At 65.9% G+C, this 26,938-nt stretch carries 19 protein-coding genes; 3 read left to right on the top strand and 16 right to left on the bottom strand.

Annotation, left to right across the window (positions count from 1 at the left end; genetic code table 11):
* Window positions 1-3: 3 nt before the first annotated feature.
* Complete coding sequence (gene helR / locus ACFYL4_RS16845) at window positions 4-2,181, top strand: RNA polymerase recycling motor ATPase HelR (protein ID WP_387519201.1); 2,178 nt, start codon at window positions 4-6, stop codon at window positions 2,179-2,181.
* A 39-nt stretch (window positions 2,182-2,220) separates the two neighbouring features.
* Here the strand turns inward: helR and ACFYL4_RS16840 are convergent, their stop codons facing one another.
* On the bottom strand, window positions 2,221-3,066 hold the full coding sequence (locus ACFYL4_RS16840) for an ion transporter (RefSeq protein WP_387519200.1): 846 nt from the start codon (window positions 3,064-3,066) through the stop codon (window positions 2,221-2,223).
* Window positions 3,067-3,552: 486 nt separating this feature from the next.
* Between ACFYL4_RS16840 and ACFYL4_RS16835 the strand changes: the two genes are divergently transcribed.
* Window positions 3,553-4,104: a thymidine kinase gene (locus ACFYL4_RS16835; RefSeq protein WP_357758692.1), complete on the top strand. Its 552-nt coding sequence runs from the start codon at window positions 3,553-3,555 to the stop codon at window positions 4,102-4,104.
* A gap of 20 nt (window positions 4,105-4,124) precedes the next feature.
* Here ACFYL4_RS16835 and ACFYL4_RS16830 read toward each other — a convergent pair whose 3' ends face one another.
* The 5 genes from ACFYL4_RS16830 to ACFYL4_RS16810 all read right to left on the bottom strand — a co-directional run bounded on the left by ACFYL4_RS16830 (window position 4,125) and on the right by ACFYL4_RS16810 (window position 10,304).
* Entirely contained in the window at window positions 4,125-4,901 is a 777-nt protein-coding gene (locus tag ACFYL4_RS16830) for a hypothetical protein (protein ID WP_387519122.1), read from the bottom strand.
* The gene (locus ACFYL4_RS16825; RefSeq protein WP_387519121.1) at window positions 4,898-6,076 is read right to left on the bottom strand and encodes an NlpC/P60 family protein; all 1,179 of its coding nucleotides are present in this window, start codon (window positions 6,074-6,076) and stop codon (window positions 4,898-4,900) included. The genes ACFYL4_RS16830 and ACFYL4_RS16825 overlap by 4 nt, the downstream gene beginning before the upstream one ends.
* 4 nt (window positions 6,077-6,080) lie before the next feature.
* On the bottom strand, window positions 6,081-6,749 hold the full coding sequence (locus tag ACFYL4_RS16820) for a hypothetical protein (RefSeq protein WP_387519120.1): 669 nt from the start codon (window positions 6,747-6,749) through the stop codon (window positions 6,081-6,083).
* A gap of 40 nt (window positions 6,750-6,789) precedes the next feature.
* On the bottom strand, window positions 6,790-8,868 hold the full coding sequence (locus ACFYL4_RS16815) for a conjugal transfer protein TrbL (RefSeq protein WP_387519119.1): 2,079 nt from the start codon (window positions 8,866-8,868) through the stop codon (window positions 6,790-6,792).
* A gap of 791 nt (window positions 8,869-9,659) precedes the next feature.
* Window positions 9,660-10,304 carry a hypothetical protein gene (locus ACFYL4_RS16810; protein WP_387519118.1) on the bottom strand — a complete coding sequence of 215 codons (645 nt, stop codon included), beginning with the start codon at window positions 10,302-10,304 and terminating at the stop codon, window positions 9,660-9,662.
* Between the two features lie 458 nt (window positions 10,305-10,762).
* On the opposite strand from ACFYL4_RS16810, the gene ACFYL4_RS16805 reads away from it, so the two are divergent.
* A complete protein-coding gene (locus ACFYL4_RS16805; protein WP_387519117.1) occupies window positions 10,763-11,278 on the top strand; it encodes a VOC family protein in 516 nt (171 codons plus the stop codon).
* Window positions 11,279-11,364: 86 nt separating this feature from the next.
* Here ACFYL4_RS16805 and ACFYL4_RS16800 read toward each other — a convergent pair whose 3' ends face one another.
* The 10 genes from ACFYL4_RS16800 to ACFYL4_RS16755 form a co-directional block, all read right to left on the bottom strand.
* Window positions 11,365-15,366: a type IV secretory system conjugative DNA transfer family protein gene (locus tag ACFYL4_RS16800; RefSeq protein ID WP_387519116.1), complete on the bottom strand. Its 4,002-nt coding sequence runs from the start codon at window positions 15,364-15,366 to the stop codon at window positions 11,365-11,367.
* A 30-nt stretch (window positions 15,367-15,396) separates the two neighbouring features.
* A complete protein-coding gene (locus tag ACFYL4_RS16795) occupies window positions 15,397-17,718 on the bottom strand; it encodes a hypothetical protein (RefSeq protein WP_387519115.1) in 2,322 nt (773 codons plus the stop codon).
* Window positions 17,719-17,867: 149 nt separating this feature from the next.
* Window positions 17,868-19,652 carry an AAA family ATPase gene (locus ACFYL4_RS16790; protein ID WP_387519114.1) on the bottom strand — a complete coding sequence of 595 codons (1,785 nt, stop codon included), beginning with the start codon at window positions 19,650-19,652 and terminating at the stop codon, window positions 17,868-17,870.
* A 260-nt stretch (window positions 19,653-19,912) separates the two neighbouring features.
* Window positions 19,913-20,830 (bottom strand): AAA family ATPase, encoded by a 918-nt coding sequence (locus ACFYL4_RS16785; RefSeq protein WP_387519113.1) that lies wholly within the window; start codon window positions 20,828-20,830, stop codon window positions 19,913-19,915.
* Window positions 20,831-20,905: 75 nt separating this feature from the next.
* Window positions 20,906-21,400: a hypothetical protein gene (locus tag ACFYL4_RS16780; protein WP_387519112.1), complete on the bottom strand. Its 495-nt coding sequence runs from the start codon at window positions 21,398-21,400 to the stop codon at window positions 20,906-20,908.
* A 47-nt stretch (window positions 21,401-21,447) separates the two neighbouring features.
* Window positions 21,448-22,119, bottom strand: coding sequence for a hypothetical protein (locus ACFYL4_RS16775; protein ID WP_387519111.1), 672 nt, complete (start codon window positions 22,117-22,119; stop codon window positions 21,448-21,450).
* A gap of 2 nt (window positions 22,120-22,121) precedes the next feature.
* Complete coding sequence (locus ACFYL4_RS16770; protein ID WP_387519110.1) at window positions 22,122-23,159, bottom strand: hypothetical protein; 1,038 nt, start codon at window positions 23,157-23,159, stop codon at window positions 22,122-22,124.
* Between the two features lie 149 nt (window positions 23,160-23,308).
* Window positions 23,309-23,959, bottom strand: coding sequence for a hypothetical protein (locus ACFYL4_RS16765; protein ID WP_387519109.1), 651 nt, complete (start codon window positions 23,957-23,959; stop codon window positions 23,309-23,311).
* The gene (locus tag ACFYL4_RS16760; RefSeq protein ID WP_387519108.1) at window positions 23,959-25,032 is read right to left on the bottom strand and encodes a hypothetical protein; all 1,074 of its coding nucleotides are present in this window, start codon (window positions 25,030-25,032) and stop codon (window positions 23,959-23,961) included. The genes ACFYL4_RS16765 and ACFYL4_RS16760 overlap by 1 nt, the downstream gene beginning before the upstream one ends.
* Before the next feature lie 77 nt (window positions 25,033-25,109).
* Window positions 25,110-26,879, bottom strand: coding sequence for a phage tail tip lysozyme (locus tag ACFYL4_RS16755; RefSeq protein WP_387519107.1), 1,770 nt, complete (start codon window positions 26,877-26,879; stop codon window positions 25,110-25,112).
* Window positions 26,880-26,938: the final 59 nt, after the last annotated feature.

The raw sequence follows: 26,938 nt of genomic DNA, 5'->3' as shown, positions 1-26,938 counted from the left end.
GTTGTGAACTCGCAGGCCAGCAGCGTTTTTGAGCTATCCGACCCTCACTCTCCCAAAGCCGACCCGGCCCTGGTCGCCGACGACGATCGTCACCTCACGACCATCCGCGAGAGCCTCCGGCGGTCAATCGACGACCTCTCCGCCCGGCTCGACGAACGACGCAGGGCACCCACCGGAAAGGTCCGCGAGGTCCTGGACCGTGACATGGAGGTGCACCGGATGTCCGCCCGGCTGCGCACCCTGCGCAGGTTCGGCTCCGACCTGTGTCTGGGCCGCATGGTCGGAGAGGACGACCCCACCCCCGTCTACGTCGGTCGGCTCGGGCTCACCGACGAGGAGGGCCGCCGCCTGCTCATCGACTGGCGCTCCCCCGCCGCGGAACCCTTCTTCGCGGCCACCCACGCCCACCCGATGGGCCTGGCCAGCCGCCGCAGGTACCGCTGGCGCCTCGGCCGCGTCAGCGACTACTGGGACGAGGTCTTCACCGAGGACGGCTTCGAGGGCCACGCGGCGCTCGACGACCAGTCCGCCTTCATCGCCAGCCTCGGAGCCCACAGGTCCAGCCGGATGCGCGACGTGCTGAGCACTATCCAGGCCGACCAGGACGCGGTCATCCGGGCCGGGGCCGAGGGCGCCCTCGTCGTCGACGGTGGCCCCGGTACCGGCAAGACCGTGGTGGCTCTGCACCGCACCGCGCACCTGCTCTACTCCGACTCGCGCCTGGGCCACCGCAGGGGCGGGGTGCTGTTCGTCGGCCCCCACCAGCCGTACCTGGCTTACGTCGCGGACGTCCTGCCCAGCCTCGGGGAGGAGGGCGTCCAGACCTGCACGGTGCGGGACCTCGTGCCGGAGGGGCGTACCACCACCAGGACCGAAACCGATCCGGAGGCCGCGCGACTGAAGGAGTCCGTGGACCTGGTGCGCGCGATCGAACCGGCCGCGCGGTTCTACGAACGGCCCCCCGAACAGGCGACCGAGGTCTCCACCCCCTGGGGCGACCTCTCCCTGGAACCGGCGGACTGGGCGGAGGCGTTCGGCTCGCTGGACCCGGGCGTCGCACACAACGACGCCCGCGAACACATCCTCGACGAACTCGCCGAGATCCTCGCCGAGCGGCTCCCCGAACGGTACGAGGACGAGGTCACCCCCGAAGCGCTCCGAGCGGTCCTGTCCCGCGACGGCGACCTGATCGGCGTCCTGCACCGGGCCTGGCCGCTGCTGGAACCCACCGACCTCGTCGGGGACCTGTGGAGCGTCCCCGCCTACCTGCGACTGTGCACACCCCAGCTGGACGCCCACCAGATCCGGACGCTCCAACGCGAGGACGCCCAGGCCTGGACTGTGTCCGACCTGCCCCTCCTCGACGCGGCACGGCAGCGGCTCGGCGACCCGAGGGCCGCCGGGCACCGGCGCCGCCGGGCGGCCTCCGCCGCCGCCGAGCACGAGCGCCGGTCCTCCGTGATCGACAACCTGATGGCGGCCGACGACGACGGCGAGGGGCTGGTGACGATGCTGCGCCACCGGGACCTCCAGGAGGCGCTCATCGACGAGGACGGGCTTCCCGGCTCCGACTCCGACCCGCTCGCCGGACCGTTCGCGCACATCGTGGTGGACGAGGCCCAGGAACTGACCGACGCCGAGTGGCGCATGCTGCTGTCGCGCTGCCCGTCCCGGAGCTTCACCGTCGTCGGCGACCGCGCCCAGGCACGGCGCGGATTCACGGACGCCCTGGGCGGGGCCGAGACGTGGGAGCGGCGCCTGGCCCGGGTGGGGTTCGACCGGATCGCCCTGGCCTCCCTGAGCGTGAACTACCGGACCCCGGAGGAGGTCATGGCGGAGGCCGAGCCGGTGATCCGCTCCGTGCTGCCGGACGCCAACGTCCCGACCTCCGTCCGCGCCAGCGGTGTGCCCGTCCGGTACGGGGCGGTCTCGGAGCGGGACGCGGTCCTGGAGGCCTGGCTGGCCGAGAACGCGGAGGGAACCGCGTGCGTGATCGGCGATCCCGCGTTCGGGGACACCCCGCGCGTGCGTTCACTGACCCCGGCGCTCGCCAAGGGTCTGGAGTTCGACCTGGTGGTGCTGGTCGCTCCCGAACGCTTCGGCGACGGCGTGGAAGGGGCGGTGGACCGGTACGTGGCGATGACGCGCGCGACCCGGACCCTGGTCGTGCTGTCCGGATGACAGGGGCGGCACGGGCCGGGTCCTGAGGCGGCGGAGCGTTCAGACCGCCCCGCCGCCGGACCCGGGTCCGGGGTGGGTGTCGTCTCCGTCCGCGGGGGCCTCACCCACCGCGGCCGCCACCCGGCCCCCCTCACCGGGCCCTTCACCGTCCTCCTGGTCGCGGAGCCTGCCCTCCAGTCGGCGGACCTGGTCGCTCAGCTCGGACAGACGGTCCATGACCGCGTTGTGCTGGACCAGCTCCAGTTCCTGGTCCTCCTCCCACCGGCCCTTGCTGAACTCCGCCTCCATCGACGTGACGATCACACCGATCACCAGATTCAGGATGATGAACGCGGTGAGCACGATGTAGACGACGAAGAAGATCCACGCGTGCGGGTGGTGCTCCAGGACCGCGTCGGAGACGTCCGGCCAGTTCTCCGTGGTCATGAGCAGGAACATCGTGTACAGGGTGACGCCGAGGTCGCCGAAGAACTCCGGGACCTCCTCGCCGAACATCTGCTGCGCGAGGATCGCGGAGGTGTAGACGACGATGAGCAGAAGCCCGATGACCGTGCCCATGCCGGGAACCGCTCTGAAGAGCGCCCCGATGATCTGGCGCATCTGGGGCACGGCGGTGATCACCCGCAGCACGCGCAGCACCCGGAGGATGCGCAGCACGGCGAACGGCCCGGTCGCCGGGACGAGGGAGATCACGACCACGGCGATGTCGAACCAGTTCCAGCCGTCGCGCCAGAAGGCCCCCCGCCACGCGTACAGCTTGAGGACCATCTCGACAACGAAGACACCGACCACGAACCGTTCCACGGCTTCGAGATACGGAAGGGCGGAATCCCCATATGTCGCCCAGCCCAATATCACGGCATTGCCCAGAATCACGGCAAGCATGACGTTGGCGAACCAACGGCTTTCCACCAACTGGGTGACCTGATCCCGCCGCAACGCCACATTCCCCCTCACACCCGCGCCTTGAATGAGCACAAGACGCGCCCAAATATATCGAAGGTGTTTCGGTCGCTTCCCAGCGCGTCACCCTCGAACGCGACACCCGGCCGCGAGGAGAACCCGGGCCCGCGAGACCCCGGGGACCAGCAACCAGCGGATCACGACGCACGCACCCGGCCGATCCGAACGGAACAGCACACGTGCGACTTCCCACACGACGCACCCACCGGTTTCGGGCCGCCCCCTTCCCCGACCGCACCACACCGCAACCGGGCGACCGCCCCTCCTCCCCACACCTCCCCCTCCGCCCGACCAGGCAGGTGAAGACCCCTCAGGATGGGACCGGCCCCGCCCCCCGCTGGTATCTTCGCTGACGGCCCGGTGACAGCCCGGCCTCCCCCAAGCGGCGCCCGCGACCGAGGAAGAGACATGGCGGAGCTGAAGTACTTCACCGGTTCGATGAACTCGGGCAAGAGCACCATGGCCCTCCAGGAGCACCACTCCCGCGGCGGCGAGGGCGTGCTGTACACGAAACAGGACCGCGCGGGCTCGGGCATCATCTCCTCGCGTCTGGGCCTGACCTCACCGGCGGTCGAGGTCGGCGACACCCTGGACCTGTACGACGACGTCGCCGACCGCAAGGCCTCCTACGTCATCTGCGACGAGGCCCAGTTCCTGTCGTTCAAGCAGGTGGGGCAGCTCGCGGGCGTCGTCGACGGCATGGGCATCGACGTGTACTGCTACGGCATCCTGACCGACTTCCAGGGCGTGCTCTTCCCCGGGTCGAAACGGCTGGTCGAGCTGGCCGACAAGATAGAGATCCTGCCCGTCTACGCGCGCTGCTGGTGCGGGAACCGCGCGACGCACAACGCCCGCGTGGTCGACGGGGTCATGATCTACGAGGGCGAACAGGTCCACATCGGCGGAAACGAGTCGTACACGACCCTGTGCCGCCACCACTTCATGGCCGGCGTGGCCTAAGTTTCAAGGAGCTCCCGACCTCAAGGACCAACAATTCCGAGACGAACAACTATGTAATCAACTAGAAAGTTCCTCTCGGTTTCAAAATCCCCGATAGGCACGAGAGACCCATCAGAGTATTCTTGACCGGTCTCAAATGTCATTTCGTAAACTGTGTCTCCAGTCCGCCCCACGAGCACATAGATCGTCGCCCCAGAGTCCGCTACACCATGGACAAAATGAGATCGATCCGCCACCCGGGCATCGCCGGAAGTCTTTCCCTCCAACTGAAGATCTTCCACATCGGAGACCCGTCCCTCGAATTCATCGTCAGCCTCCTCAGAAGCCGGACCCCCGTCGCCAGAAACCACGAATGCGGCATACTCGAATTTCATCGTCCATCTTGAGTTTGGACTTGAGGCAGGAATGACATTCCAGTCGCATCTGTCAGATACAATTCGAGGTGCGGCCTCTTCCCCAGAATCCACATACGCCCCACCCGCGTCAGTCCGAACTTGGTTCCCATCCGCCCCTGGAATCGTCTTCCCACACAAATCAAGGGCGCCGTAATCCAAAGATTCCTTTGGCTTGATCGTTTGTTCAGGGACGACCGACTCCCTGTTTCCTTCTGCAGCTGTGGCGTTCACTCCGGACGAGATGCCACCCAGGAAGAGCCCCAGAGCACCGACGATCACGCCGAAGACGCCGAAGGCCGCGAGCGTCCCGCACCCGAAGACCGCGAGTCCCGCCTTCCAGCCGTGCAAGCCCGTCTTCGCCGGTCTCCTGCTCTGGCCTTCCCTTTCCTCGCTGTTTGTCACGGTTGCGCCTGTGCCTCCAGCTGAGCCTTCACTTCGGGGTGCTCCAGCGGACGGGTGAACCCGGTGATGTCCGCTCGATTGGGGTCATCGTACTCGCGCACCGCGATCGGCCCACAGTTGGTACACCAGGCCTCGACCATCAACCCGTCACCGATCACCATTCCCATATGTCCCGGCCCCGGGGGCTCCCCCGCGCGGCTGACGTCAAAGAACACCAGGTCACCCGGTTGTTCCTCGCCTTGGGGGATCTCCGGGCCGAAGGTCCACTGGTCCTGGGAGACCCGCGGAACGGTCACTCCGATGCTTTCGTAGGCCTTCATGGTGAGCCCCGAACAGTCGTATCCGTCCGGACCGGTCCCACCCCAGATGTACGGCTTTCCGCGCTGGTCGAGGGCCCAGTCCACGACCGCCTGGGTCAGTTCGTCCGGTGCCCGACCGATGGGCACCCCGTCCTCGTCGAGTTCGCACAGCACGGCGGTCCGGATGGAGTCGGAGGTGTCGAAGTCGCCGTCGGCGTAGCGTTCCGCCCACTCCAGGACGTCGTCCACGTACCACCAGGCGCGGTTGTACCCGAAGATCGCCTGCCTGACGTCGTCCTCCAGGCCGTGCGCGAGAAGGTAGTCCGCGGCGGCGGGAATGGCGTCGGCCGGGTCGTAGACGTTGACGACTCCGTCTCCGTTGCCGTCCACCCCGTACCCCAGCTCCGGCCGCTCCTCCACGGGCTGGATCGGTTCGCCGCCCCAACTGTTCCCTGCGGCCGACCCGTCCAGTGAACCGAACTGCATGGGCCCGGAGGCCCCCCAGTCGTTGTGGCCCTCGGTGATGCCCGGACCGTCCCAGCGCCCGTGGTGGGACTCCACCTGCCCGATCCCGGCGAGGATGTTCCACGGAACCCCGCGGTCCTCCCCCGCCTCCTGGTACAGCTCCAGGTAGTTCTCCGGAATGGTGTCCATCGCGTAGGCGCTGCTGTCCGGCTGGTCGGCGTCCGCGTTGGGCGCGCAGACCACGCCGGAGGCCAACCAGGAACCCACCTGTGTGTTGTTGGTGAGCGCCGGGATGACCATGAGCGTCAGGAAGACCAGCCCGGCCACACCGACGGCCGCCAGCACCGCGACCCTGGTCAGACAGGAACCGGTGCGCGCGTCGGGAACGGCCGTGCGGAGGGCGGAGATCACGTGGTCACTCCTCCCCGAACTGCCCGGCGCCGGCGGGCTGGAAGTCGAAGACCGCCCAGGTCCCCCGCTCACGGACCACGGTGACCGCGAAGTCGCCCAGGTCCTCGTCGAACTCGTCGTTCCCGGTCGCGGTGATCGACTGGGCGGTGACGACGAAGGTGACCGAGTCGGCACCGAAGGTCCGGATCTCCCGAACCTCGGCGCGCCCCTCAGCCACCGCCTCGGCCTCGCTCATCTCGGCCCAGAAGGCTCCAGCCCGGTTCACGTCGGACAACACCTCGGCGTACTCCTCGGTCGCCAACGCCTCCATAGCGGCGTAGTAGACCTCGGGGTCCTGTGCGTAGTCGATGGTCCCGTAGGCCTCGGTGAAGCCCTGGGCCGTGGCCCCCGCCGCCTGGAACTCCTCCTCCGAGAAGGGGAACCAGCCCAACACGTCCAGGTCCTCTGCGGCCGTGGTCGGGATCGGACTCGGGGCGACGGTGGCCAGTGCGCCCGGAACAGAGGAGGACGACTCCTCCCCCGCTGTAGCGGGATCGCGCGGCGGGGCCGCAGCCTCCTCGGTTCGGTCATCCCCGAACCCGCCGAGGCTGAAGTAGATCCCGAAACCGGCGAGGGCGGCGATCAGGCCGACGACGACCAGTCTCTGGGTGCGTTCGGGGAGAGGATTGGGCATGGTGCCGGACTGCCTTGTCGTCTGTTCAGCGAGCGGTTCACTAGTCGTCGTTCAGCCAGAAGGGGACGTCACGCTTGCGGTCCCGCGCGCCGGAGGAACCGCTCTCTCCCCAGAAGGGGGTGATGGGGGCGTTGTCCTTCTTCCGGCCCGACAGCCAGCCTCCCTCTCCGTCTCCGCGCCTGCCCCGGTCCGCGGGGGCCGGGCTGGCCGGTCGCCGGGGAGCGGGACGCTCGCGCTTCTCCTTCGGGCCGCCCCACCGCGATCCCCGGTTACCGAGGTTCCCCTTGGCCGGGGTGTCCTCACGGCCGTTGAAGATGCCGCGACCAGTACTGGGTTCGGGGCGTTCGGCGCTGGCCGCGCGGGAGTTGCCTGATCCGCCCCCGAAGGAACCGCCACCGGAGCGGTCGTCCGAGCCCCCTCCGTCGTTACGGTTCGATCCGCCACCGCCGCCACCCGTGCCGAAGACGGCCGCCCAACCGCTGTCACCGGTCCCCGTGTAGCCTCCGGCAGGCCGGGGCGGAATCGTTCCGCCACCGCTTCCGCCGCCACCGCTCCCGGCCGAACTCGGACCGCCGTTTCCGGAAAGGCTCGGGGCCTGTTCTCCGCTACGGGCACCGGCTGTCGGACGTGGGGCTCCGGTTCCGCCACCACGGCTGACGTTGAGCGGCGGCGCGTTGTCATTGCCCCTGACCCGCCCGTACCCGGCCGCGCCACGGACCCGCGCTCCGTCGGCTCGCGTGTTCCCGCCGTCGCTGACCTCCTCAGCGGTGTCGGCGGCACCAGCGGGGACCCCGCCGCCCGCCGGGACCCCGGCGGCCGCACCGGCGATCATCCCGCCGCGTTGACGACCCCAGTTCTGTGCCTTGAGGTAGGCCACCGGGGGAAGCACCATGGCGCTCTTGTCCAGGGCCTGGCTCCGAGCCGCGTCCCCAACGATCCGCGAGGTGAACGTGTTGGCGTTCACCGAGGAGAAGAGGTAGGCGAAGGTCTTCCGGTAGACGAACAGGGCCAGCGTGAACAGAGCCAGCAGGATCATCTGGAGGCCCCAGCCCAAGGGGGTGGACATCACCAGCCCATAGCTCATCACCAGAAGGGCGATCAGCAGAACCACGAAGATCTGCTTGAGTAGGAACCCCACCATGAGCTCCACCCACCGCAGGAGCACCATACGCCCGTAGCCAGGGTGAATGCCAATCAAAAGAAAGATCGGAGCCAACATAAAGAGCAGCATGAAGCCGATCTTGAGAACGATGAGCGCCACAGACCCAGCAAGAATCAGTCCGCCCGCGAATACCGACGCAAAAAGGGCGAGAGTTGCAATCCCCAAGCGACTACCCTGATCATCTCCGGCAAACAATGGGTAAACGCTGGGATAGTATTCCTGCATATCAGCAGCGATTGACTCGTAGGCCGCCTGCTTCTCCTCTATCAGTGCGTTTGCATCCAAATCACCAGAGCGAATCTGCTCCTGCTCGATGCGACTCACAGCCTGGGCTTCGATCAGGTTCAGCCCGTGGTCCTCTACCGCGCTGTTAGCAAAAGGACCACTCCCGAACTGGCCAGCAACCCAGGGCTGACAGACAAGACTAGACCACATCATGTCAGCATTGCGACGAACTTGATAGTCGGACTCTGACTCCCAGGTGGCTCGCTCCGGGGAAGCCGCACCAGAAGGGCAACTGACAGAGGCACCACCATAGGGAAGTTGACCCACCGCACTAGTAACAAGCTGAGTACCCGAATTCACCACACTACCACCCAGGCTCATTACTTGCGAAGGATTGATCAGAATCCACATACCCAGAGCGGTAGCGGCTATCATCCACACGGAGGATTCAATAGTCAAAATCACCCGCTTGCGAACGAGGCCATACCAACCAAGCCAAATGGCCCCCAGAATCACCATTGTTGGAATCAGCGGTCGCCAGATGCCCTCACGAAGGGCAATCACCACACCCTCCACCATTTCATTGAAGCTCGAAAGAAGCCCGTCTGAAGTAGCGGCTTGGTAGACCGTGATGGTCGACTGGTTGATGGTCTTGGACAAGTCCCAGGCTGAGTTAGCGAGAGTCGCCTGTGCCCCCAACCCCATCTTGTCCACGCAGGACTCGGTGATCATGTGCCACTGCTGCCCCGCGGTGCCGTACTGGCCGTACATGCTCGCGTCCGGGGGCATCCCATCGGAAGCGCCCCGAGCCGCCGACTGGGACTGCGGGGGGACCAGGAGGCCGTCCGAGCCGCTGCCCGCGGACTCGGGGAGGGGCGCCGGGTTGCCCGGGCACATCGGGTTCGCCTGCGCGGAGCTCAGCGGGACGAGGATGAGTCCGCACAACACCAGGAACGTCATCAGGATGCGTCGCCAACCCCGCCGGTGGACGTGCTGATGCCTCATCTGCTGAGCTCCTGCGTCGTGGTTCGGGCGGGGAATCGTTGGCAGACACCGGGGCCTCCCGGCCGTGCGTACGCCACGCACCGTCCGGCGCCCGACCGTCGTGGCCACAAGGCCCCCGCATGTCTTTACCCCATCCTCTATGGTGCGTCATCACGGGGTCGGGAGATGGCTGCAACGCGACCGGTTTTTCGGTCGACCCCCGGGAACAGGTCGCAGACACAGCCCCCATTGGGGATACTCTCCTCATTTCCGCAGGTAGGAGGCGTATGGGGCGGTCCGTAACGCCCAAAAACCACGAGGACACAATGTACTCACCCGAGACGCACTATGAGGGGCGTCACAGCTCCCTTCGCACCCAGAAGCAGACAAACAACAATCAAGCGGACTGAGACTCAGTTCCACTTCACGCTTCCGTGGAACCCGCAGTCCCTATTGGAGAAGGACCGAAACGGAGGGCCGCCCCTACCCCCCGCTTCCCCTCCCCCCGCCCTCCGTCCGGTGCACCTCTTCGGCGAGGCCTAGTCGGCGATCCAGTTGCCGTTGGAGTCCACCTGCCAACCCGGGGTCTTGAACTCGTGGACGTACAGCTCGCCGTCCTTGCCCGCTCCCCGCATCACGCTGACCTCGGCGCTGGCGATGCTGCTGCGGGTGTCCTCCTCCTGGTTGTGGTAGGCGAGGGACACGCGAACGGTGGAGTCGTCGTCACGCGGCGACGAGGCGCAGTCCACGTCGACCACCGCGGAGCCGTAGCCCTCCTCCACGGTGGTCCGTTCCGCGCTCGTCTTCACGTGGGTCAGGTAGAAGCCCATCTGCTCTTCCAGCGTGTAGTCGCCGTCGCGGACGTCCTCCGAGTTCTCCGCGATCTCCAGGAGGCGGTCCAGGCCCTCCTTGGCGAAGTCGTAGCGGTACTCCACGGCGCACATCGACGGGTCCTCGGATTCCACGGCGGTCAGGGTGATCGAGTCGTAGAAACGGTTGTCGAGATAGTTTTCGTTCAGTTCGGCGAGATCAGCGGGAACGCTGAACTCGATGCTGGCGGGCGCCTCCGCAAGGTGCTCCGTGAAGTCGAAGCCCTCCGACCCCGAGCACGCGGTCAGGGCGAGCACGGCGGTCGCGCCCACAGCGGTGAGGGCGGGGGTTCTCGTGATCTTGACGTTCTTCATCGGGCGATCGCACTTTCGTTCTTCGACTTCGGGGGAACCTGCGCCACTCTCGTCCCCACAGGCGTGGAGAGCCTATCGAAACCCCGTACCAGGCTTCCGATTCCCCCCGAATCCCGAATGGTTCACACCGGATCTCCATGGAAGGCGAACGCACCCGGCGCCCGGCACACCCACACTGAACTCCGCCTTTCCGATTCCGAGAGGAGTCCCGCGGGAATCTCACATTCCCGTCGCGCCCCCAGGAATTCCTCCGCTGGAAACTGAGGGGCAGAAACGCTGTGGTCGTTGGGTACCGACACCCGGGCCCGACCATCACCTCCGCGTGAACACGGCCGGGACGCCACCACTGGGCGGAAGCACCCAGCGTGTATCGCACGGGGATGCTCACCGCCCCGCTCCTCGGCCCGGCGAACGAGGCGGGTTGACCCTCACGCGGCGTGAGGCCACATGCTGGGCCCATGAGCGAGAACTTCCCCGCCTTCAGCATCAGCCCCGTACCTCAGCCGGGGCCCGACACCGCGCCCCCGGAGCTCTTCAGGGGGGTCTACGGCATGCCCATGTTCGTGACCGCGCCGACCAGCGACCTGGCGGCCTCCTTGGAGTTCTGGGCCGAGGGGCTCGGCTTCTTCGACTTCTTCACCGTGCCCGGCCAGGTCACCCACCTGCGGCGCTGGGCATTCCAGGACGTCCTCCTGGTGCCGGGCGAGCGTCCCGGCGAGGCTCCGGCGTCGAGCGTGACCTTCTCCTGCCTCCTGAGCCAGGTCGACGCCATCGTGGCCGCGTGCGAGAAGCTGCGTCCCGGTTCCACCCAGGGCCCCCGGCAGATGCCGTGGGGCACGGTCGAGGTCGAGGTCACCACCCCGGAGAACACCCGGGTGATCATGACCGCGGCCCGCCCGTTCGACCCGCGCAGCGCCGAGGCCGCCTACCTCAGGGAGTCCGGCTTCGACCTCCCGGAGGCCCCCGGAGCCTGAGCCCGGGGCCCGAAACCTGACCCGGAATCCACACAGCGAGGGGGCGCGGCCGGTCGGCCGCGCCCCCTGAACCCCTCGCCCTGCGACTACTCGCCGTCGCGCATCGCGTGGGCCATCGCCCGGTCGAACTCGCCCCGGGCCAGGTCCAGCCAGTTGTCGCGCTCCGCGAGGAACTCGTAGAACGCCCCGTGGACCCGGAACCCGTGCAGGTCGGCCAGCTGCCCGGGGTCTTCGGCGTACACGCGCTCGTGGCCGCTCTCGCTGGCGTGCTGAAGCCTCCGCATCGCGTCCGATTCGTCCTGGCGGGAGATGTAGACCCGTAGGCCGTCCGCGCTGCGCAGGGCACCGTCGTGGCCCACCGAGAAGTGGACACCGTCCTTCTCCATGGCGGTCCGGGCCATCTTGTACGCCTCGATGATCTGACTGTCCAGGGTGCCGTCCAGCGCGCCCGCGTGCGGGCGTTCCGGGTCCGAGGAGAAGTTGACCAGCATGTCCCTGCTGACCCGCCGGTCCGCGAACCGCGGGGTGCGGAACTCGTCCATCCGCGACTGCTGGACGTCGACGAGCCGTTGGAGGGCCTCGTCGAACTCCCAGTCGAGGTCGTCCAGGTCGGCGTCGTCCTGGATGTCCTCGGGGTTGACCTCCTCGGAGCTGCTCATGCCCTGCTCCTCGGCGTACTCCTCGCCACGGGCGGCGTCCACCAGCTCCATGACCTCGTTGGCGTAGGTGTCCGGGTCCAGCCGGGAGACGTCCAGGGCGGACAGCCCGTGCGCCTTCTGGTACTTCTCACGGCACGCCACGGCCAGTTCGGCCTGCTGCATGCGCTTGGCCAGCATCGCCTCGAAGTCGGGCTGGTTCATCCGTACGTCGAAGTCGAGCGCGCTGGACAGGGTGGGGATGGTCTGGAGCGTGTAGTCGTGGCCCGGGTGCACGATCGTGTCCTTGAACAGGCGCCAGCTCATCGGCAGGATCATCTCGTTGCGGTTCCACACGGGTGAGTCCCCCGCACGGAACACGATCGAGTTCCGCTCGGAGATGAAGGCCAGGTCGTTGTAGCTGATGACCGGCTCCTCCTTGGTCGCCATGGTGTAGGAGACCTTGCCCTCCACGCTCAACGCCTTGACCAGGTGACCCTTGTCCTGGGTCACGGTCTTGGAGTCCATGTAGGTGGTGTGGCGCTTGCCGGACATCTTCTCCAGCGTCTCCAACATCGAGTCGTCGGTGCTCTTGAGGAAGACGATGTTGGAGGTGTTGCCCTGCACGATCTTGTCCACACTCTCGCCGTAGACCTCGCGCAGCTGTTGGAGGGTCTGGAGGATGAGTGTGAACTGCTGGTCCTGGCCCAGACCGATGGAGAGCATGGTCTCGAACCCGGAGATGCCGTGCCCCTCGGACTGGAGGTTGCCCAGCTCGTCGAGCATGAACCGGGTCTTGTAGAGCGGCTTCTGGTTCTCCTTGGTCATGTACGACTTGTCGAAGTTGAGGTCGACGAGCTGCTTGATCAGGATCAGGATCAGCTTGGCGTACTTCATCAGGTGCGGCGGGGTCACGAGGAAGACCGCCTTGGGCTGCTCCGAGTAGCGCACCATCGTGTTGATGATGGCGTTGGCCTGGCCCGTCTCCTTCTGGGGGAGGTCACCGGTGATGTTGGTCAGACGCACCTGCGGGAACGTGGTCTGCCCCGGCGCGTACGAGCCGTCGTCGCCACGCTTGAGCTCCACCAGGATGCCGTTGCGCACGATCTTCTGGTCGGTCACCGGGTCGGTGATGAAGAACCTGCCGTTGAGCGAGGTCTGGTAGTCCTTCGTGTACCGGAAGTAGAAGGTACGGATCAGCATGCCGGTCTGCGGGTTCAGCAGTCGCAGCCGCACGTGGGCGACGTCCTCGGGGAACTTGCCCTGGAAGTAGAAGCGGGCCCACCCCTCGCGGGAGACGATGTCGTCGTGCTCGAACTCCTCGCCCAGCGGCTCCGTGAACCCGGCGTCGGCGTAGGCGTCCCACCTGGCCTGCGCACCGGTCAGGTGGTCGCGCTTGAGGTAGTTGCTCGCGAACCGCACACCCATGCGCCGGGGGAAGCTCAGGCCGCCCAGGTCGGTGTTCTGGCTGGGCGTGCCGGAGGTGAGCGTGGAGATCGTCGGGTCGGTGAAGAAGCTCATCGCGGTGATCGCGATTCCGTACACGGAGGCGAGCATCTTCTCGGCCGCGCCCATGGCGCGCAGCGCGTTGTCCGCGTTGCCCACCAGGGTGCGCATCGAGTTGGTGGGAAGCCCGTTGGTGGCGTTGAAGAACAGGGTGAGCATGTCCAGCTCCTCCTTGCCCTCCCACAGGAACTCCCGGCGCTGGGCCTCCTCCATCTCGGCGACGGCCTCGTCCTCGCGGAAGGTGCCGTCGTCCGGGCTGCCGTACTCGCCGTTCTGCGCCTTCTCCTCGACCGCGGTGACCGGGTTCTTCACCTTCTTCGCCGAGAGCTGCACGAACAGCTGGTAGCAGTTGTACAGGGTGACCTTGCCCCACCGCTCGTCGAGCTTGGTCTCCAGGACCTTGGGGTCCATCTTCACCCGGGCGGCGTAGTCGCGGAGCTCGCGCTCCTCTTCCAGGTAGTAGTCGATGAGGCCGTAGGCGGCGCGCTTGAAGGCGTTGTTGGCGGCGTTGGGCCAGACCGGGTCCTCGCCGCCGTCAAGGGGGAAGAAGACGTCGGCGATGTTCTCGATGTACATCGCGCACTTGGTGGAGTCACCCTCGCGTGCCGCCTCCGCCGCCATGCCGAGCGGGTTGTAGATGTCCGTCTTCATGGCGTTGATGAGGTTGAACTGCACCACCTGGAAGCCGCGCATGGTGGCACGCACGTAGTGCTTGACCAGCAGCTCGCCCTTGGGGTCGTTGATGACCATGTTGTTGGGGCGCTTCTCCCGCAACCACATGTCGACCATCGGTTCGATGTAGGTCTGGCCCTTACCGGCCCGGGTGATGGCCAGCACCATGGTGTTCACCGGGGCGGTGTCCACGATGTAGGCGCCGGCGGGGCGCTGCACCTCGTACTCGGGGAAGATCCAGTCGTCGTTGATCATGTCCGCGACGGTCTTGTACTTCCCGAGTTTCTCGCGGTCCTTGCCGTCGGGGTTGTAGGGGATGCCGGTGGTGTCGAACCTCTTGCGGAGCGACCTGTCCTTCGGCAGGCCCGAGGCCTCGAACAGCTCGTCGCCGAACCTCTCGTCGATGAGCGGCTTCTTCTTGGTGATCGCCCGATCGTCGTCGTCCAGCAGGATCTCGCCCTTGAGGTACTCGACGTCCCCATCGGAGTCGAGGACGTCCTTCGTGGCGCGCTGGGCGACCGGGACCTGTTTGAGGCCCTTGTTGGTCATCATGACGTGGCTGATCATCGAGTTGGGCTGCACCGCGGAGTGCGCGCCGACGTCGGGGAACCAGTCGAACTTACGCACGATCTCCTGCGGCAGGGCGATGTGCTGGTCACCGTGGTACTGGTTGATGTCGCTGGTGTCGTGCAGCAGGTTCTGGGAGTCCCGGTTGCGCATGAGCAGCATGTAGGAGAGGGCGAACGTGATCAGGCCCCCGCCGAGGCTGACGCCCAGTTTGGTCCCGTCGAGGAGGAGGAACCAGCCCCCGTACGTGTCGGGCTGGTCCGCGCGTGCCGCGTCGAGCTCGGCCTGCTGCGCCGAGATGTCGTCGAACACCCACTGGGGTGTCTCCTCCAGGGCCTCGGCCTCGGTGTCGTAGCACGGATGGTCGGCCATCGGCTCGCCGGTCTCGTCCAGGAGCCGGTAGCAGAACCGGGTGGGCGAGGGCCTTTCCTGCTCGACGAAGACGGGGACCTCGGGCTCGCTGAACGAGGCGGCCACGGCGGCCACCGCCTGTTGGCCCAGGGACCAGATGGCCCACAGCAGGGCGGTCACGAGAGCGCCCGCCAGCACGGCGAGGACCGTACGTGTCGTGCGGGACCGCTGCCGTGTGATCCTGGTGCGGTCGAGCTGTTGGGACTCGTAGACGTTGCGGTTGGCGAGCGTGTCCTCGGTCTTCTGTGAGGAGAGCTTGTCCCAAGCACCCGCTTTGGGGCTAGACCTCCTGGCCATGGTGCGCCTTTCCTTGATGCGAGCGGCTGCCTAGTCGAACCAGATCGGGAGGACCATCGCGCTGCCGCCGAAGGTGTTGTAGCTGATCCACCAGCCGACGATGACGCCCACGCCGATGGCCGCGAGCGCGAAGACCGCCATGAGCACGAAGAGGATCTTGTTGGCGCGCCGCTGGACCTGGTTGGCTCGGTTCAGCTCTTCGATGCTGGCCTGGTTCGCGCGGTTCACCGCCATCAGCTGATTGGTGTACTCCTGGTGCATGGTGTCCGTGAGACCGCGGGTCCGCTCGGCCAGGCCGGAGTACATCTGGTTGTTCGTCTCGGCCTTGTGCTGCCACTCGCGCTCACGTTCGAGCATCCGCGCCTCGGCCTTCTCACGGGTGCGCTCCAGTTCGGCGGTCACCGCGTTCAGCTCGCTCCTGAGCCTGCGGATCTGGGCCTCGTGTTCGGCCTTGAGTTCCGTGGTCCGCTGGGTGTTCGCGGACTGAATCCTCTCGATGCTGTTGTCCAGCTGGAGTTGCGCGGCGAGAGCGTCGGCGCGGGCGATGTCCTGCTTGCGGTTCTCGTCGATATAGCGGGTGAGCTTGGTGTTCCATCGCTCGAGGAGGTCCATCTCGGTCGCGCGCTGAACGGCCTCGCGCTCGGCCAGGAGCTGGAAGGCGCGCGTGGTACCCAGCTGCATCCGCGTGTGCGCGTCCCTGCGGCGCATCTCCAGTACCAGCTGGCGGCGCTGGGTGTAGCGTTCCTCGTTGCGGCGCTCGACCTCCAGGGCGACATCGGCGATCCTGCGCTCGAACTCGGGCCGGGACCGATCCCAGAAGACCTGCCGTGCCTGGGCCGCCGCGACCTCCGCCCGACTGTCGGCGTCGGCTTCGTACCTGCGGCTGATCTCCGCCCGCTGGGCGCTGATGTCCTCGGCCGCCCGGGTCTTGAGCTCCCTGAACTCCTGTTCGGCGGCGGCGGCGAGTCTTTGGTAGACCGCGCCTTCCCGGTGCTCGTCCACCTCCCGCATGACCGACTCCGCGTGCAGGCCCATGGTCTCCACGAAGAGCTTGCGCAGTTCCTCGCGGTGGTTGCGGTGGAGCTTGGCGAGTTCGGCGTTGGCCTGTCGGGCCAACTGGTGCACCTGCTCACCGAGCCAGTCGGTGGGCTTGTCCGCGACGTTGTGGTCCAGCTCCAGCAGGACGGTCGGGGCCTCGGTGTCGAAGGTGGCCTCGAACTCGTCGAGGGCGACCGCGAGGTCCAGGTCGCTGGAGAGGAACCGGCGGGCGATGGTCTCCCGCACCTCGTCCTCCGTGAACTCCCGGTCCCGGTTGTGCTCCGCGTACTCCTCCCAGGTGGCGGAGTCGCCGCCGGGGTCCGCTTCGGTTTCCTCCGCTGTCCCGTCCGCCTCCTCGTACTCCTCCTCGAAGCCGTCGAAGGCGTTCAGTGCGTCGTCCTCGAAGTCGTCACGATCCGATGCCTGGTTCTCGTCGAGCACGTCGTCGGTCTCTTCGCTGAACATCAGTGAACCCTCGCTCCCCGCGGAGAGGTCGCCGTCGGGGACCGCAGGGGCCTCGTCGTCCTCGGGCGGATCGGCGTCGGGGAAGGGGCTGCGACCGACGGGAGCGGGCGTGCCGTGGTAGACGGGGGCCGGCTCCGTCGGTTCCGGGGGCGCCGGGGGGGCGTACGCGGACGGCGAGGGAGAGTACGGGGAGGGCGAAGGGGTGGGGGCGGCTGCGGAGTTCGCGGGGCTCTGCGGAGCGGCGGGAGTGTCGATGACGCTCGTCCACGCCCACACGTGCGGCAGGAACTCGGAGAGGGAGCGACTGCCGTTGGCGACGGCCACCGCGTCGGCGTAACTGGCCGTTTTGTCGTTGACCGGGTTGACCACCAGGTCGGTGCCGTCCTGGTTGGGGCTCAGCACCATCCAGAAGTACGTGGCGTTCGTGAGGAGGGAGTACTCCTCCATTCGCTCGAGCGTCTGGGGGGTGGGGATGATGCCCAGGACCTCTTCGTCGAGGAGGAGCCTGGTGGTGACCGCCTGGATGAGGTCGTGGTTGATGAGCTCGATGAGCGAGCCCTTGGCCTCATCCTTCTGCTGCTTCTTGCTCAGCCCACCGATGTTGGCCACGGGCAGGGCCAACGCCGCCCAGGAGTTGTTTCCCGGCAGGGCGAAGGGCGCGTTCTGTCGGAGCAGGTCGACGGCGGCGTTGACCGTGGTCTCCCGGACCACGCTGGCCAGCATCTCCTCGGGCTTTCTGCGCTTGCGGCGCTTCTTGCCGTCTCCGCTCTGGGGGACGGCCGCCTCCGCGGGGTCCGAGGACGTGCCGTCGCCTGCCCCCTGCTGCCGCATGTTGTCCATGAATCCCATCGGCGCATCCTCTCCTGTTCGTACCGTTGATTGTCGAACTGGTTTCGTGTTACGGCTTGCCATTCGGTCATGCCGTCGCTGACTTTCCGCGCTCTCGGCACGTCGCCGACAGAACTCTCCGGGGCGTGATCAGCCTGATCCCGCTGTCCCTAGCGGGCGGCCGTCACCTCCACGTAGGAGTCGCTCTTGCGCAGCGCCTTGTTCTCGCTACGCATCGTTCCTCGCACGTCCACGCGCAGGACCCGTTCATTGGGGTGGGCGTTGATGAAGGCCGCGAGGGAAATGGTGACCTCGTCGGTCATCTTCGCGATCGCCGCTCGCGCTCCGCCCGCGTTCGAATCGGTGTCGGCATGGTCGTCGATCAGGTACTGGAGCACCCGTTCGGCGATCTCGACCCTGACACCGTGCTTGACCATGACCTCGCGGCGCATCTGGCGCAGCTTGTTCTTGACGATCTTGCGCTGGGTCTCACGCGAGAGCGGCTGGAAGGGGACGATCGCGTCGATACGGCCCAGCAGCTCTGGCGGGAACTTGTTGTCGCCCTGGGTCGTGGAGATGGAGCGGCGGATCTCCTTCATCTTCTCGACCAGTTCCTTGCCCGAACCGGTGTCGTCCTCGTTGTACTGGGCGATGGTCTCGTAGATCTCCGAGCCCGCGTTGGTGGTGAGCACGATGTAGGTGTTCAGAAACGAAACCTGGCGACCGTTGTCGTTGGTCAGCCTGCCGTCGTCGAGCACCTGGAGGAGCACACGGGTGATCGCGGAGGCGGCCTTCTCGATCTCGTCGAAGAGCAGAACGGCGTGGCCCATGTCCCACACCCGCTTGGTCAGTTCCGAACGGAACAGGTCCAGGGACTCCTCCCGGGCGAACTCGGACATGTCGAAGCGGACGAGGTGTCGTTGGTCGTCACCGAACAGCAGTTTCGCGAGCTGTTTGGTGAGCTCCGTCTTTCCCGTACCGGTCGACCCGGTGAGGAGGAAGGAGGACATCGGTTTGGTCTTGTCGTTGAGGTCCGCGACGCACAGCTGCAACCTCTTGGCGACCACACTCGTCGCGAAGTCCTGGGAGAAGACCGCGCTGTCGAGTTGTTGCTTGATGCGCACCGCGTCGACGCTGAAGGCCACGTTGACGTTGGTCGACTCCATGAGGACATCGGCCAGGAGGGCGCGGTCCATCGGGCGCCCGCTGTACCGGTGCCAGCCCACCATCGAGTCGAGCACGAGGATGGACTTACGCGGCTGGGTCGAGGCCGGTATGTACCTGTTGGTGTACTCGTAGATCAGCTCGAAGAGATGGTCGTCGTAGAACTGGTTCTCCACGCCGTAGCGCCGGGCCATCCCCTTGAGAATCCTGACCGTGGTGCTCTGGTCGGGCGGGTTCACGTTGATGCGCTGGAGGCGCTCCATGAGCGGCTGGTTCGGGGCCACGTACTTGTGGAACTCGTCGAACGTGGTGGCCGCGATGACCCGGATACCGCGCGCTCCCGAGGCCGCGAGCACCGGCTTCAACGCCTCGACCGAGGCCGCGCTGAGCTGCACCACCTGGTGGAACTCGTCGATGAAGAGCACGAGTTCGACCTGTTCCTCGGTGCTGAACACTTCGGCCTCGTCGAACAGGCCCTTGAGGAGCGCCGCCATTTCGTCGGGGGTACTCAGGCCCGCGATCATCCGCGCCAGGTCGACTTCGAGGTAGAGACGCTTGGTGTCCGCCGACATCGCGGCCTGGACCAGGGCCGTCTTTCCCGAACCCGGAGGGGCCAGCAGGAGTGCGTTGCACAGTTCAGGCCGAGCCATCGCGGCCATGAGCTGGGAGATCTCGCGTTCACGGCCGACGATCTCGCGCTCGGCGGGCTTCAGGGGGTCACTGAACTTGGCCAGCTTCGGATAGAGCTCGTTGAGCCCGTCATCGAAGGAGCCATCGGAGCGGGTGAACAACCAATACCACCTTTTGTGGACGAGAGTGTTACGACTTCGTCTCGATTCCACTCAATTCATGCCCATAAATCATCGTGATTCTAGCATGCGGCGCCACAAGCAGGACAATCCAGAAGGCTGGTTATGAGATGGCCATAAATAGCGTTCGGTGAACACGCCGTCCCCCCTGAAGACACCTCGGGGCCTTCCGCAAAAGATGAAAGAGAAAGGCGGTGAATCGGGATCGCCCCGGCCCTTCCAGGCCGGGCGACTCCACGCCCCTAGTCGTCCAGGTCCAAAAAGCCGCCGTCGTCGTCACCGTCTCCCTGGGCCGCGTGTGGCACCGCACGGGACGGGACGGTCCGGTACTGGTCGGGCAGCGCGCCCCTCACCCGCTCCCGAAGTGCCTCAGGGCTGTTCGGTGCGTAGTCCACTCCGGGTTCCCCGACGCTCCCGCGGCGCTGGGCCTCCACTTCCTCCAGCACCTGGTCGAACACGCTCTTCGGAACCGGCCCCGCCGCGCTTCGCACCGAGGCCGGGGCGTACCGGTCGACACCCTCCTGGCCTCGGAGATACTCGTTCAAATCCTCCTCTCCGGCGAAGAGGTCGTCGATCTGCTCCGAGCGCGTGGGGACCACCGGTCGGCTCTCCGCCGCCTCCTGCGCCGAGTTCTCGGCCGTGAAATCGGGGAAGTACTCGGCGAGGGTGTACCCGCTGCTCTCCTCGTCGAGCTCTGCGCTGTTCTGGTCGCGCACACCGGCGAACACCACGGGCGGCTGCTCCAGGCTCTCCGGCGCGACCACGAGGAAGTCGGTCACGGCGGGCAGCTCCCACACGATGCCGATCATGGAATCGGGTACCCGGAACCGGGGACCGAAGTAGCCCTTGCGGACCAGCTCGCCCAACTGCTCGGTGTCGAACTCGTAGAAGGCGTCGAAGGTCGGTTCGGAACCGGAACGGTAGGGCAGTTCGGTGATACCGAAGGGCAGAGGAAGGTCCGGGAGCACCCGGACGATCTGTCCCCGCAGGTGCAGGTAGGGCCGGTGGTTCAGGTCGGTTCCGTGGTGGAGGATCGCCACCACCTCCATGCGCACGGAGATGTCACAGGGAAAGGCGCGCAGGGTCTGGGTGCGTGCCTTGTCACTGTGCGCCAGGCGGTGCAGCCAGTGGTCGGTGAACTTCAGGGGTGCGGTCTTCACAGGGGAAACTCCTGCTCTCGGAACGGGGGTTCAGGGAACGGGGAAACTCTCGGACGAACCAACGGGGCCGCGGACCTACTGGTCGCCGGCCTCGCCCAGAAGGGCTCGCCTGGCCCTCTCGGCCACACGGCGCTGTGCGCGCCAGAGCCAGCGCACCGCGACCAGCACCAGGACGAAGATCAGACCGATGAGGAACAGACTGGGCGACAGCCAGTACGCCATCTGGAGTTCGAAGGGGGAGTTCGGGCCGACGTTGGTACCGGACGACACCACGAGGAAGACACTGGGTACCACGGTCACCGCGACGAACATCGCCAGCACGTAGATCAGTACCGCTACGCCGAACACCAGTCCGGCACGGACCCCCAAGAGCAGTGACCGCGCTCCCGACTCGCTCAGGCGGGCACGGATGCGGTGACTCAGAGGACGCTTCGTGACGTCCTGCTCGTCCCGCTGGGCACCGGAGACGCGTTGTCCGGGGTCCTTGCGCGCCGGGCGTTTCCCTCCGCGCTTGGTCGTTGGGGGCACGAGGGCCTCCTTCTTCTTGCCCGTTGGTGAAGCGGGGCTCATGAGGTGTCTCCAGGCTGGGTTCGGAATGTGGTGGGGGGGGGAGGGGATCAGGAGCGTTCGGGTGCCTGGTCGGCCCACTGAATGTCGATCTGGGTGACCACCCCCGCGTAGTCGGTTTCCCAGGCCACCGACAGCGTCGCGTGTGCGGACACCTCCTCGTCCTCCTCCTTGGCCGCCTCCTCGAGCTCAGCCGCGTCGAAGACGTCCACGAAGACGAAGTAGGAGTAGCTGGCGCCCTCCGCACCGACGACCACCGGCTCGAACTCCCCCAGGCTGGCCCGAGTTCCCGAACCCCACCCGGGAACTCCCTCGTCGGACAGGTCCTGAAGGGGGGCGAGGGTCACTTCCTCATCGGGGACGGTCGGGTCGAGCGCGACGTCCCCACCGTCCTCCACCGCCGCGGTCAGCAGTTCGCGTACTCGCTCAGCGTCCTCTTCCACACGCTCCACCCGCACCGTGGAGGAACCCTCCAAGGACTCGACCCAGTTGACGTGCAACTCGGCCTCGGCCTGATCGGCCTCCTCCACGAGTTCGTCCACCAGGACCGCGACCTGTGCCCGGTCCTCCTCGTGCCCGGAGGCGGCAATCCACACTGCCACGCCTCCGGCCACCAGAAGCAGAGCCGCCGCTCCCAGAGGGGTCCAGGACAGGACGAGGCGCGTTCTCTTACGTCGAAGCTCACGCTCGCGCTCGTAAGCCTCCATTTCGGCCAGACTCATCGCTAGTCGTCATCTCCCTCAGGGGTGCCGCCTTCGGCGTCAGCGGTGTCGCCACTCTCGGCTTCGGTGTCCGGATCGTCCGTGGCGTCCTCTGCTCCTTCTCCCTCGCCTGGGGGCTCGGGGTCCTCCTCCGATCGGAGGGCGGCGGTTCCCAGCACCAGGTGCTCGAACTTCTTGACGACCGGATCGTAGGTTCCGTGCAACCACGCCACCATCTGCCCCGTGTCCTCGTGGTTCAGGGTCCAGACCACGGGGATCAGCCCGTCCGCTTCGAAGACTCGCACCTCGTGAACGTTCCAGGAGAAGTCGCTGGCGTCGGTGCCCTCCTCCAGTTCCTCCAGAGCCGGAACCCGCGTGTGCCACTGGCTCACCGCGTCGAAGCCGTTCTCGTCACGCACGTGCGGTGCGAAATGCGGAATCAGCTGCCGGTCCAGGCCTCTCACGGCCTCTTGACGCAATCCCTGAGCACAGGTGGTGAGCTCGGCGTTGGTGTACTCGCGCGACTCGTCGGGCCTTTCGTCCAGGTAGGAGACACAGTCGTCGGTGTCTCCCCTACCTGGCGTCCGCGCGGGGAGATCCTCCACAGGGAGCGGCCCGGAGTGTTCCAGGTAGATGTTCTGTGCCTCGGCGATTCCCGCGCTGACCGTGGTGGCCTGCTCCAACCAGCGCTCGGCTTCGACACGCGTCGGCAGGTCCTCAAGTCCTTGCTGAGCCGCGGTGGTGTTGCGCTGCGCCTCGAAACCGTCCTGTGCCTGTTCCTCCAACTGACTCTGGTGAAAGGAGCTGATCGCCCCTGCCACGACGATCAGTACCAGTCCGCCCAGGAGGCCCAGACCAGTGCCAGACCAGTACGCGACGCGTGCCAGTACGCGTCTGCCGACCGTTCCGGAGCTCTCTCCAGAAGAGTTCTCGTCCTGCGCGCCGGAGGACACCGCGCCGGAGTCCTGGGCAGTGCTCTCGGACGTGTCCAAGAAGAACAACGGGCGGCGTTCGGGTTCTTCGGGTCCGCGTTTGCGGGCCACGTTGATCTCCTCCCTCATGTGACGAAGAGGCGTTTTCACTCACGAATAAGAACAATCAACTCAGTACACACAATAGTGAGCACCGCTACGCACCGGCACGGAGTGGCACCCCTCGCACGACGTCTCCCCGCCCAGTTCACTGGCGCCTGATCCGCGCCGGGAGCGGGTCAGTCCGGACCCGACTCGCGCATGGGGGAGGTGGCGGCGTATCCCTCGACCTCGGACACACCACCGTCACCGTCCGTGGTCAGCAGTACCGTGGCCGTGCTGTTGGCGCCTCCCTGGCCGTCGTTCGACGTGGTCCGGACCTCGACCAAGACCAGATAGGAGTATTCGGTACCTCGCACAGACATCAATAGGGGCCGGAAGTCACTCACCTGAGAGTCGAGTCCCAGCAGGTCGATGAGCGCGTACTCTTTGCCCTCTCGGTCGACGTTGAACGGAGCCTCGGGGAGAAAGGAAGTCATGAACGCGGAGTCCTCCGCAAGACCGTAGACGTTCATCATGGAGGCGCGCGCGTCTTCGTACTCGGCGTGGCTCTCCCAGGTCAAGGCGGTATCCAGGACCTCGCTGATGAGGTTCAGATCCGCGTCCAGCCTCGAGGCGCTCGTACCGAACACCTGGTCTGCGGCCAGGCGGTCCCGCCTCCTCTGTTCTCCCTCCAGCTCGGCCAGACGAGACTCGAGTCCGGTGATCTCGCGTTCTTGTTCGACGAGGGAGGCCTGCTGCGACCCGCGGGTGACGGCGAAGGAACCAGCCGTCACCATGAGTAGGGCGGTCGCGACCAGAGGAAAGGCGTTGCGTCGGAAGAAGCCCATCAGACCTCCTGCGTGTCGGCGTCGGCCTCTTCGTCCACATCGGCGCCCGACCCTGTCTGCGTGTCCCCCGGAGGGCGCTCGCCAATCGTGGTCACCCCGACATAGACACTGTGGAACATTCCGGTCTGCACGTCGTAGTTCGCCTTGGCCCATGAGAGCACTTCGCCGCTGGCGGTATCACGATTGAGCCAGGCCACGTCGACGCTCTCGGGTGATTCTCGGCGAGGGGCAGCGGAGACCAGTTCCCAGGAATTCAGTGATGCGTTCGCGTAGGTGAATCCGTCCTCCTCCACGCGGACATACCAGGCAGCGAGTACATCGATCTCCGTCGGACCGTAGATCGTGTGTGCGTCCGGGTAGAACTGCTCCTCGTCATCGACGATGCGTGACGACTCGTCGAAGAAGCCGACCAGTTCCTTGCGCAGTTCGTCCAGCGGAGCATACACCCCGTTCGGGTCGCCGCTCCCGTACTCGGGAAACTCAACGCCATTGAGATCCTCGTGTATCTCCTGATAGGTGTTCTGCGCCTCCGCGATGTGCTCCCCCTTCGCGCGGGCCTCTTCCACTGAAAGCTCCACCTGCTCTTCGAGAGCCAGCGCAGCCTCTTCATCCCAGGTGTCGTTCTCCAAAGCACGGATCTCACCTTCGAGAAGAGCGATACTACGATCGTTCGCCTGGGACTGTGCCTCACTGGAATCCGTACTGGACGCCGCCAAAGCCCCAGTCCCCACTGCCCCGACCAGCAGCGCCCCACCCAGACTCAGTCGAACGGTCCGACCCATGTCACGTCGGGGAGACCTTCCGCTTTCACGCTCCTCTTTGCGCTTTTGACTGCGCTGTTGGCGTTCGGCGCGACGCTCTCGCAACATCTCCTGAACGTCATCGCCTGTCAGACGTCGGCGATTGGCCCGTTGCCTTTCCTGATAGCCCTCCAGGCGCTCCATCACCTCCTCTCGGCTCATCTGGTACCAGGGCTTCCTCCTGTTCGTGCTTTGCTCAACCGTTGAGGAGTCATCACCCGAAAGATCCTCAGCGCGCATGGGACGATCTCGATTCTCGCCCGACACAGCCATATCCCCTCCTCGCCAAAAACGAGATCAGTGCTTCGACACCTACGGACACTCCATCGCGCCCACCCCATCCCTGATCATCACATGAAACGGTCAGGGCCAACGCTGATGTGAATATGGTCGACATGATCCAGCGTGTGGTCACCAAACACAGTGTTGGCGGGTCCAGCCACTTCGCTCCACTCACCGATGGGATCCATGGTGGGATTCCACTTCTCGTAGGTCCACAAAATACCCGTGATATTCAATCTCTCCGAGTGGGCAATGACGTAGTTGATAACCTCCTCAGCCGAATCCTTCACCTCTGGAGACGGCTCTGCCTTATTGGCGGTGAGCATGTAGTCGATCGCTTGACCATTGCCGTGGTTACTACCGCTCTCCGGACGCTGCCCACCAGCTGAGAGGAAGAAGCCCCCGAACTCTTCTTGGAGCTCCTCGTGCATCGCACACGCGTCCGGATGCAGCTGCCCTCCATCAACCCCATCGCAGTCGACCGTCTCTCCGAGCTCGACCACACCTCCACCGCCGCCAGCACTGACAGTGCGGCACTGGGCGACGACAGCGTCACGACGGTTCTCATTGGCGTCACCCAAATTTGCTTCGGCCTGCTCCAGGATGGAATCAGCGAGATCAACGTCCGCTTCCCAGTCGTCCATCTTCATGAACCAGTAGGCAGCCCACTCCTGGCGCTGGGGAAGGACATCCAGACCCAATACCTCCCACTCTTCCATCCAAGTCTTGGTGGATCCATCCACCGAAGGGGAGGAGTCATTGATGAGACCATCTACGACCTGGATGTATCTGTCTTCGTCTCCTGATATCAGGAATTGCATCTGGAGCTCGAGGTCATACCAGTTCTCACCCACCTCGTCGGCGTAGTCCGTGAGCAGTGTGTTACGGCTGTTGGTCCACTGCCCCAACCCGATGCCCACCAGCTGAATATTCGTCCTGATGCCTTCCCGCTCGTACTGGTCTCCAATGATGTCCTCCGCCCTGAACCCGTTCCTCTCCGCATCCTTCTTCTGCTTACGCCTCTTGTAGTCCTCCCCTCGGATCGTTTCGACCGCCGTTGGGTCGATCTGGGATTCCCCCTGGAAATTACCGAGGACTCCGGCGATATTCTCATCCGGCATACCCCATCCAGAGAGAATCGAGTACACCTCCTCCGCGTTCTTCTCCATGTTCCGGTTGGTATCGTTCTCGGCGTCTTCGTCGATCTCACGGATGGTCGCCTCGGCCGCCGGACGGCAGTCAGACGGCATCCCGTCTCGCTGCGCGGTCGTGTTCCCCCCCGCGGCAGCCGCACCGGCACCGATACCCACGAGGGCAAGGAGTGACATGCCCACAGCGGCGACTGCTCCGGTGGTCGCGCTGATGGCTCCACCCACGGCCGCCGCGATCCCGGCCCCCACGGCCATAACCCCGCCCACCACCGCGTTCACCGCCGTCATGATCGCCGTCATGATCAGGGACATCAGGTTGGCCGCCATGGCCACCATCGCGGCCAACATCCCCTTCAACCACGTGAGGAACATGGAGATGATCATGAGCTGAGCGGCGATTCCAGCAGCGGGAACGGCGGCGACAGCGGCCGCGCCCTTGCCGACACCCTTCAAGCTGTCTTCCGAGCCACTCTTGGGAGCTGCCGAGGTTCCGCCCGCGCCCAAGCCGGACGCGCCTCCTCCCGCTCCACCAGGACCCGTTCCAGCACCGCCGGCAGGGTCTTTCTCGACACCTTCGCCGCCGCCCCCGACAGCGTCACCGAGACCGGGGATCTGCTTGCCTATGTCACCCGAACCTCCAGAACCCGGTCCCGGCAGCCCCGAACCTCCACCACCTGTTCCTGCCATCGAGCCCTCTCCTTTCCCTTTCGCACATCGTCTGAGTTCTCCGACCTGACCACGTGATG

Source organism: Nocardiopsis sp. NPDC006938, from assembly GCF_042869555.1.
GTDB lineage: Bacteria > Actinomycetota > Actinomycetes > Streptosporangiales > Streptosporangiaceae > Nocardiopsis.
The sequence above is the reverse complement of the archived record's forward strand: the minus strand, read 5'-3'. Positions and strand labels throughout refer to the sequence as shown.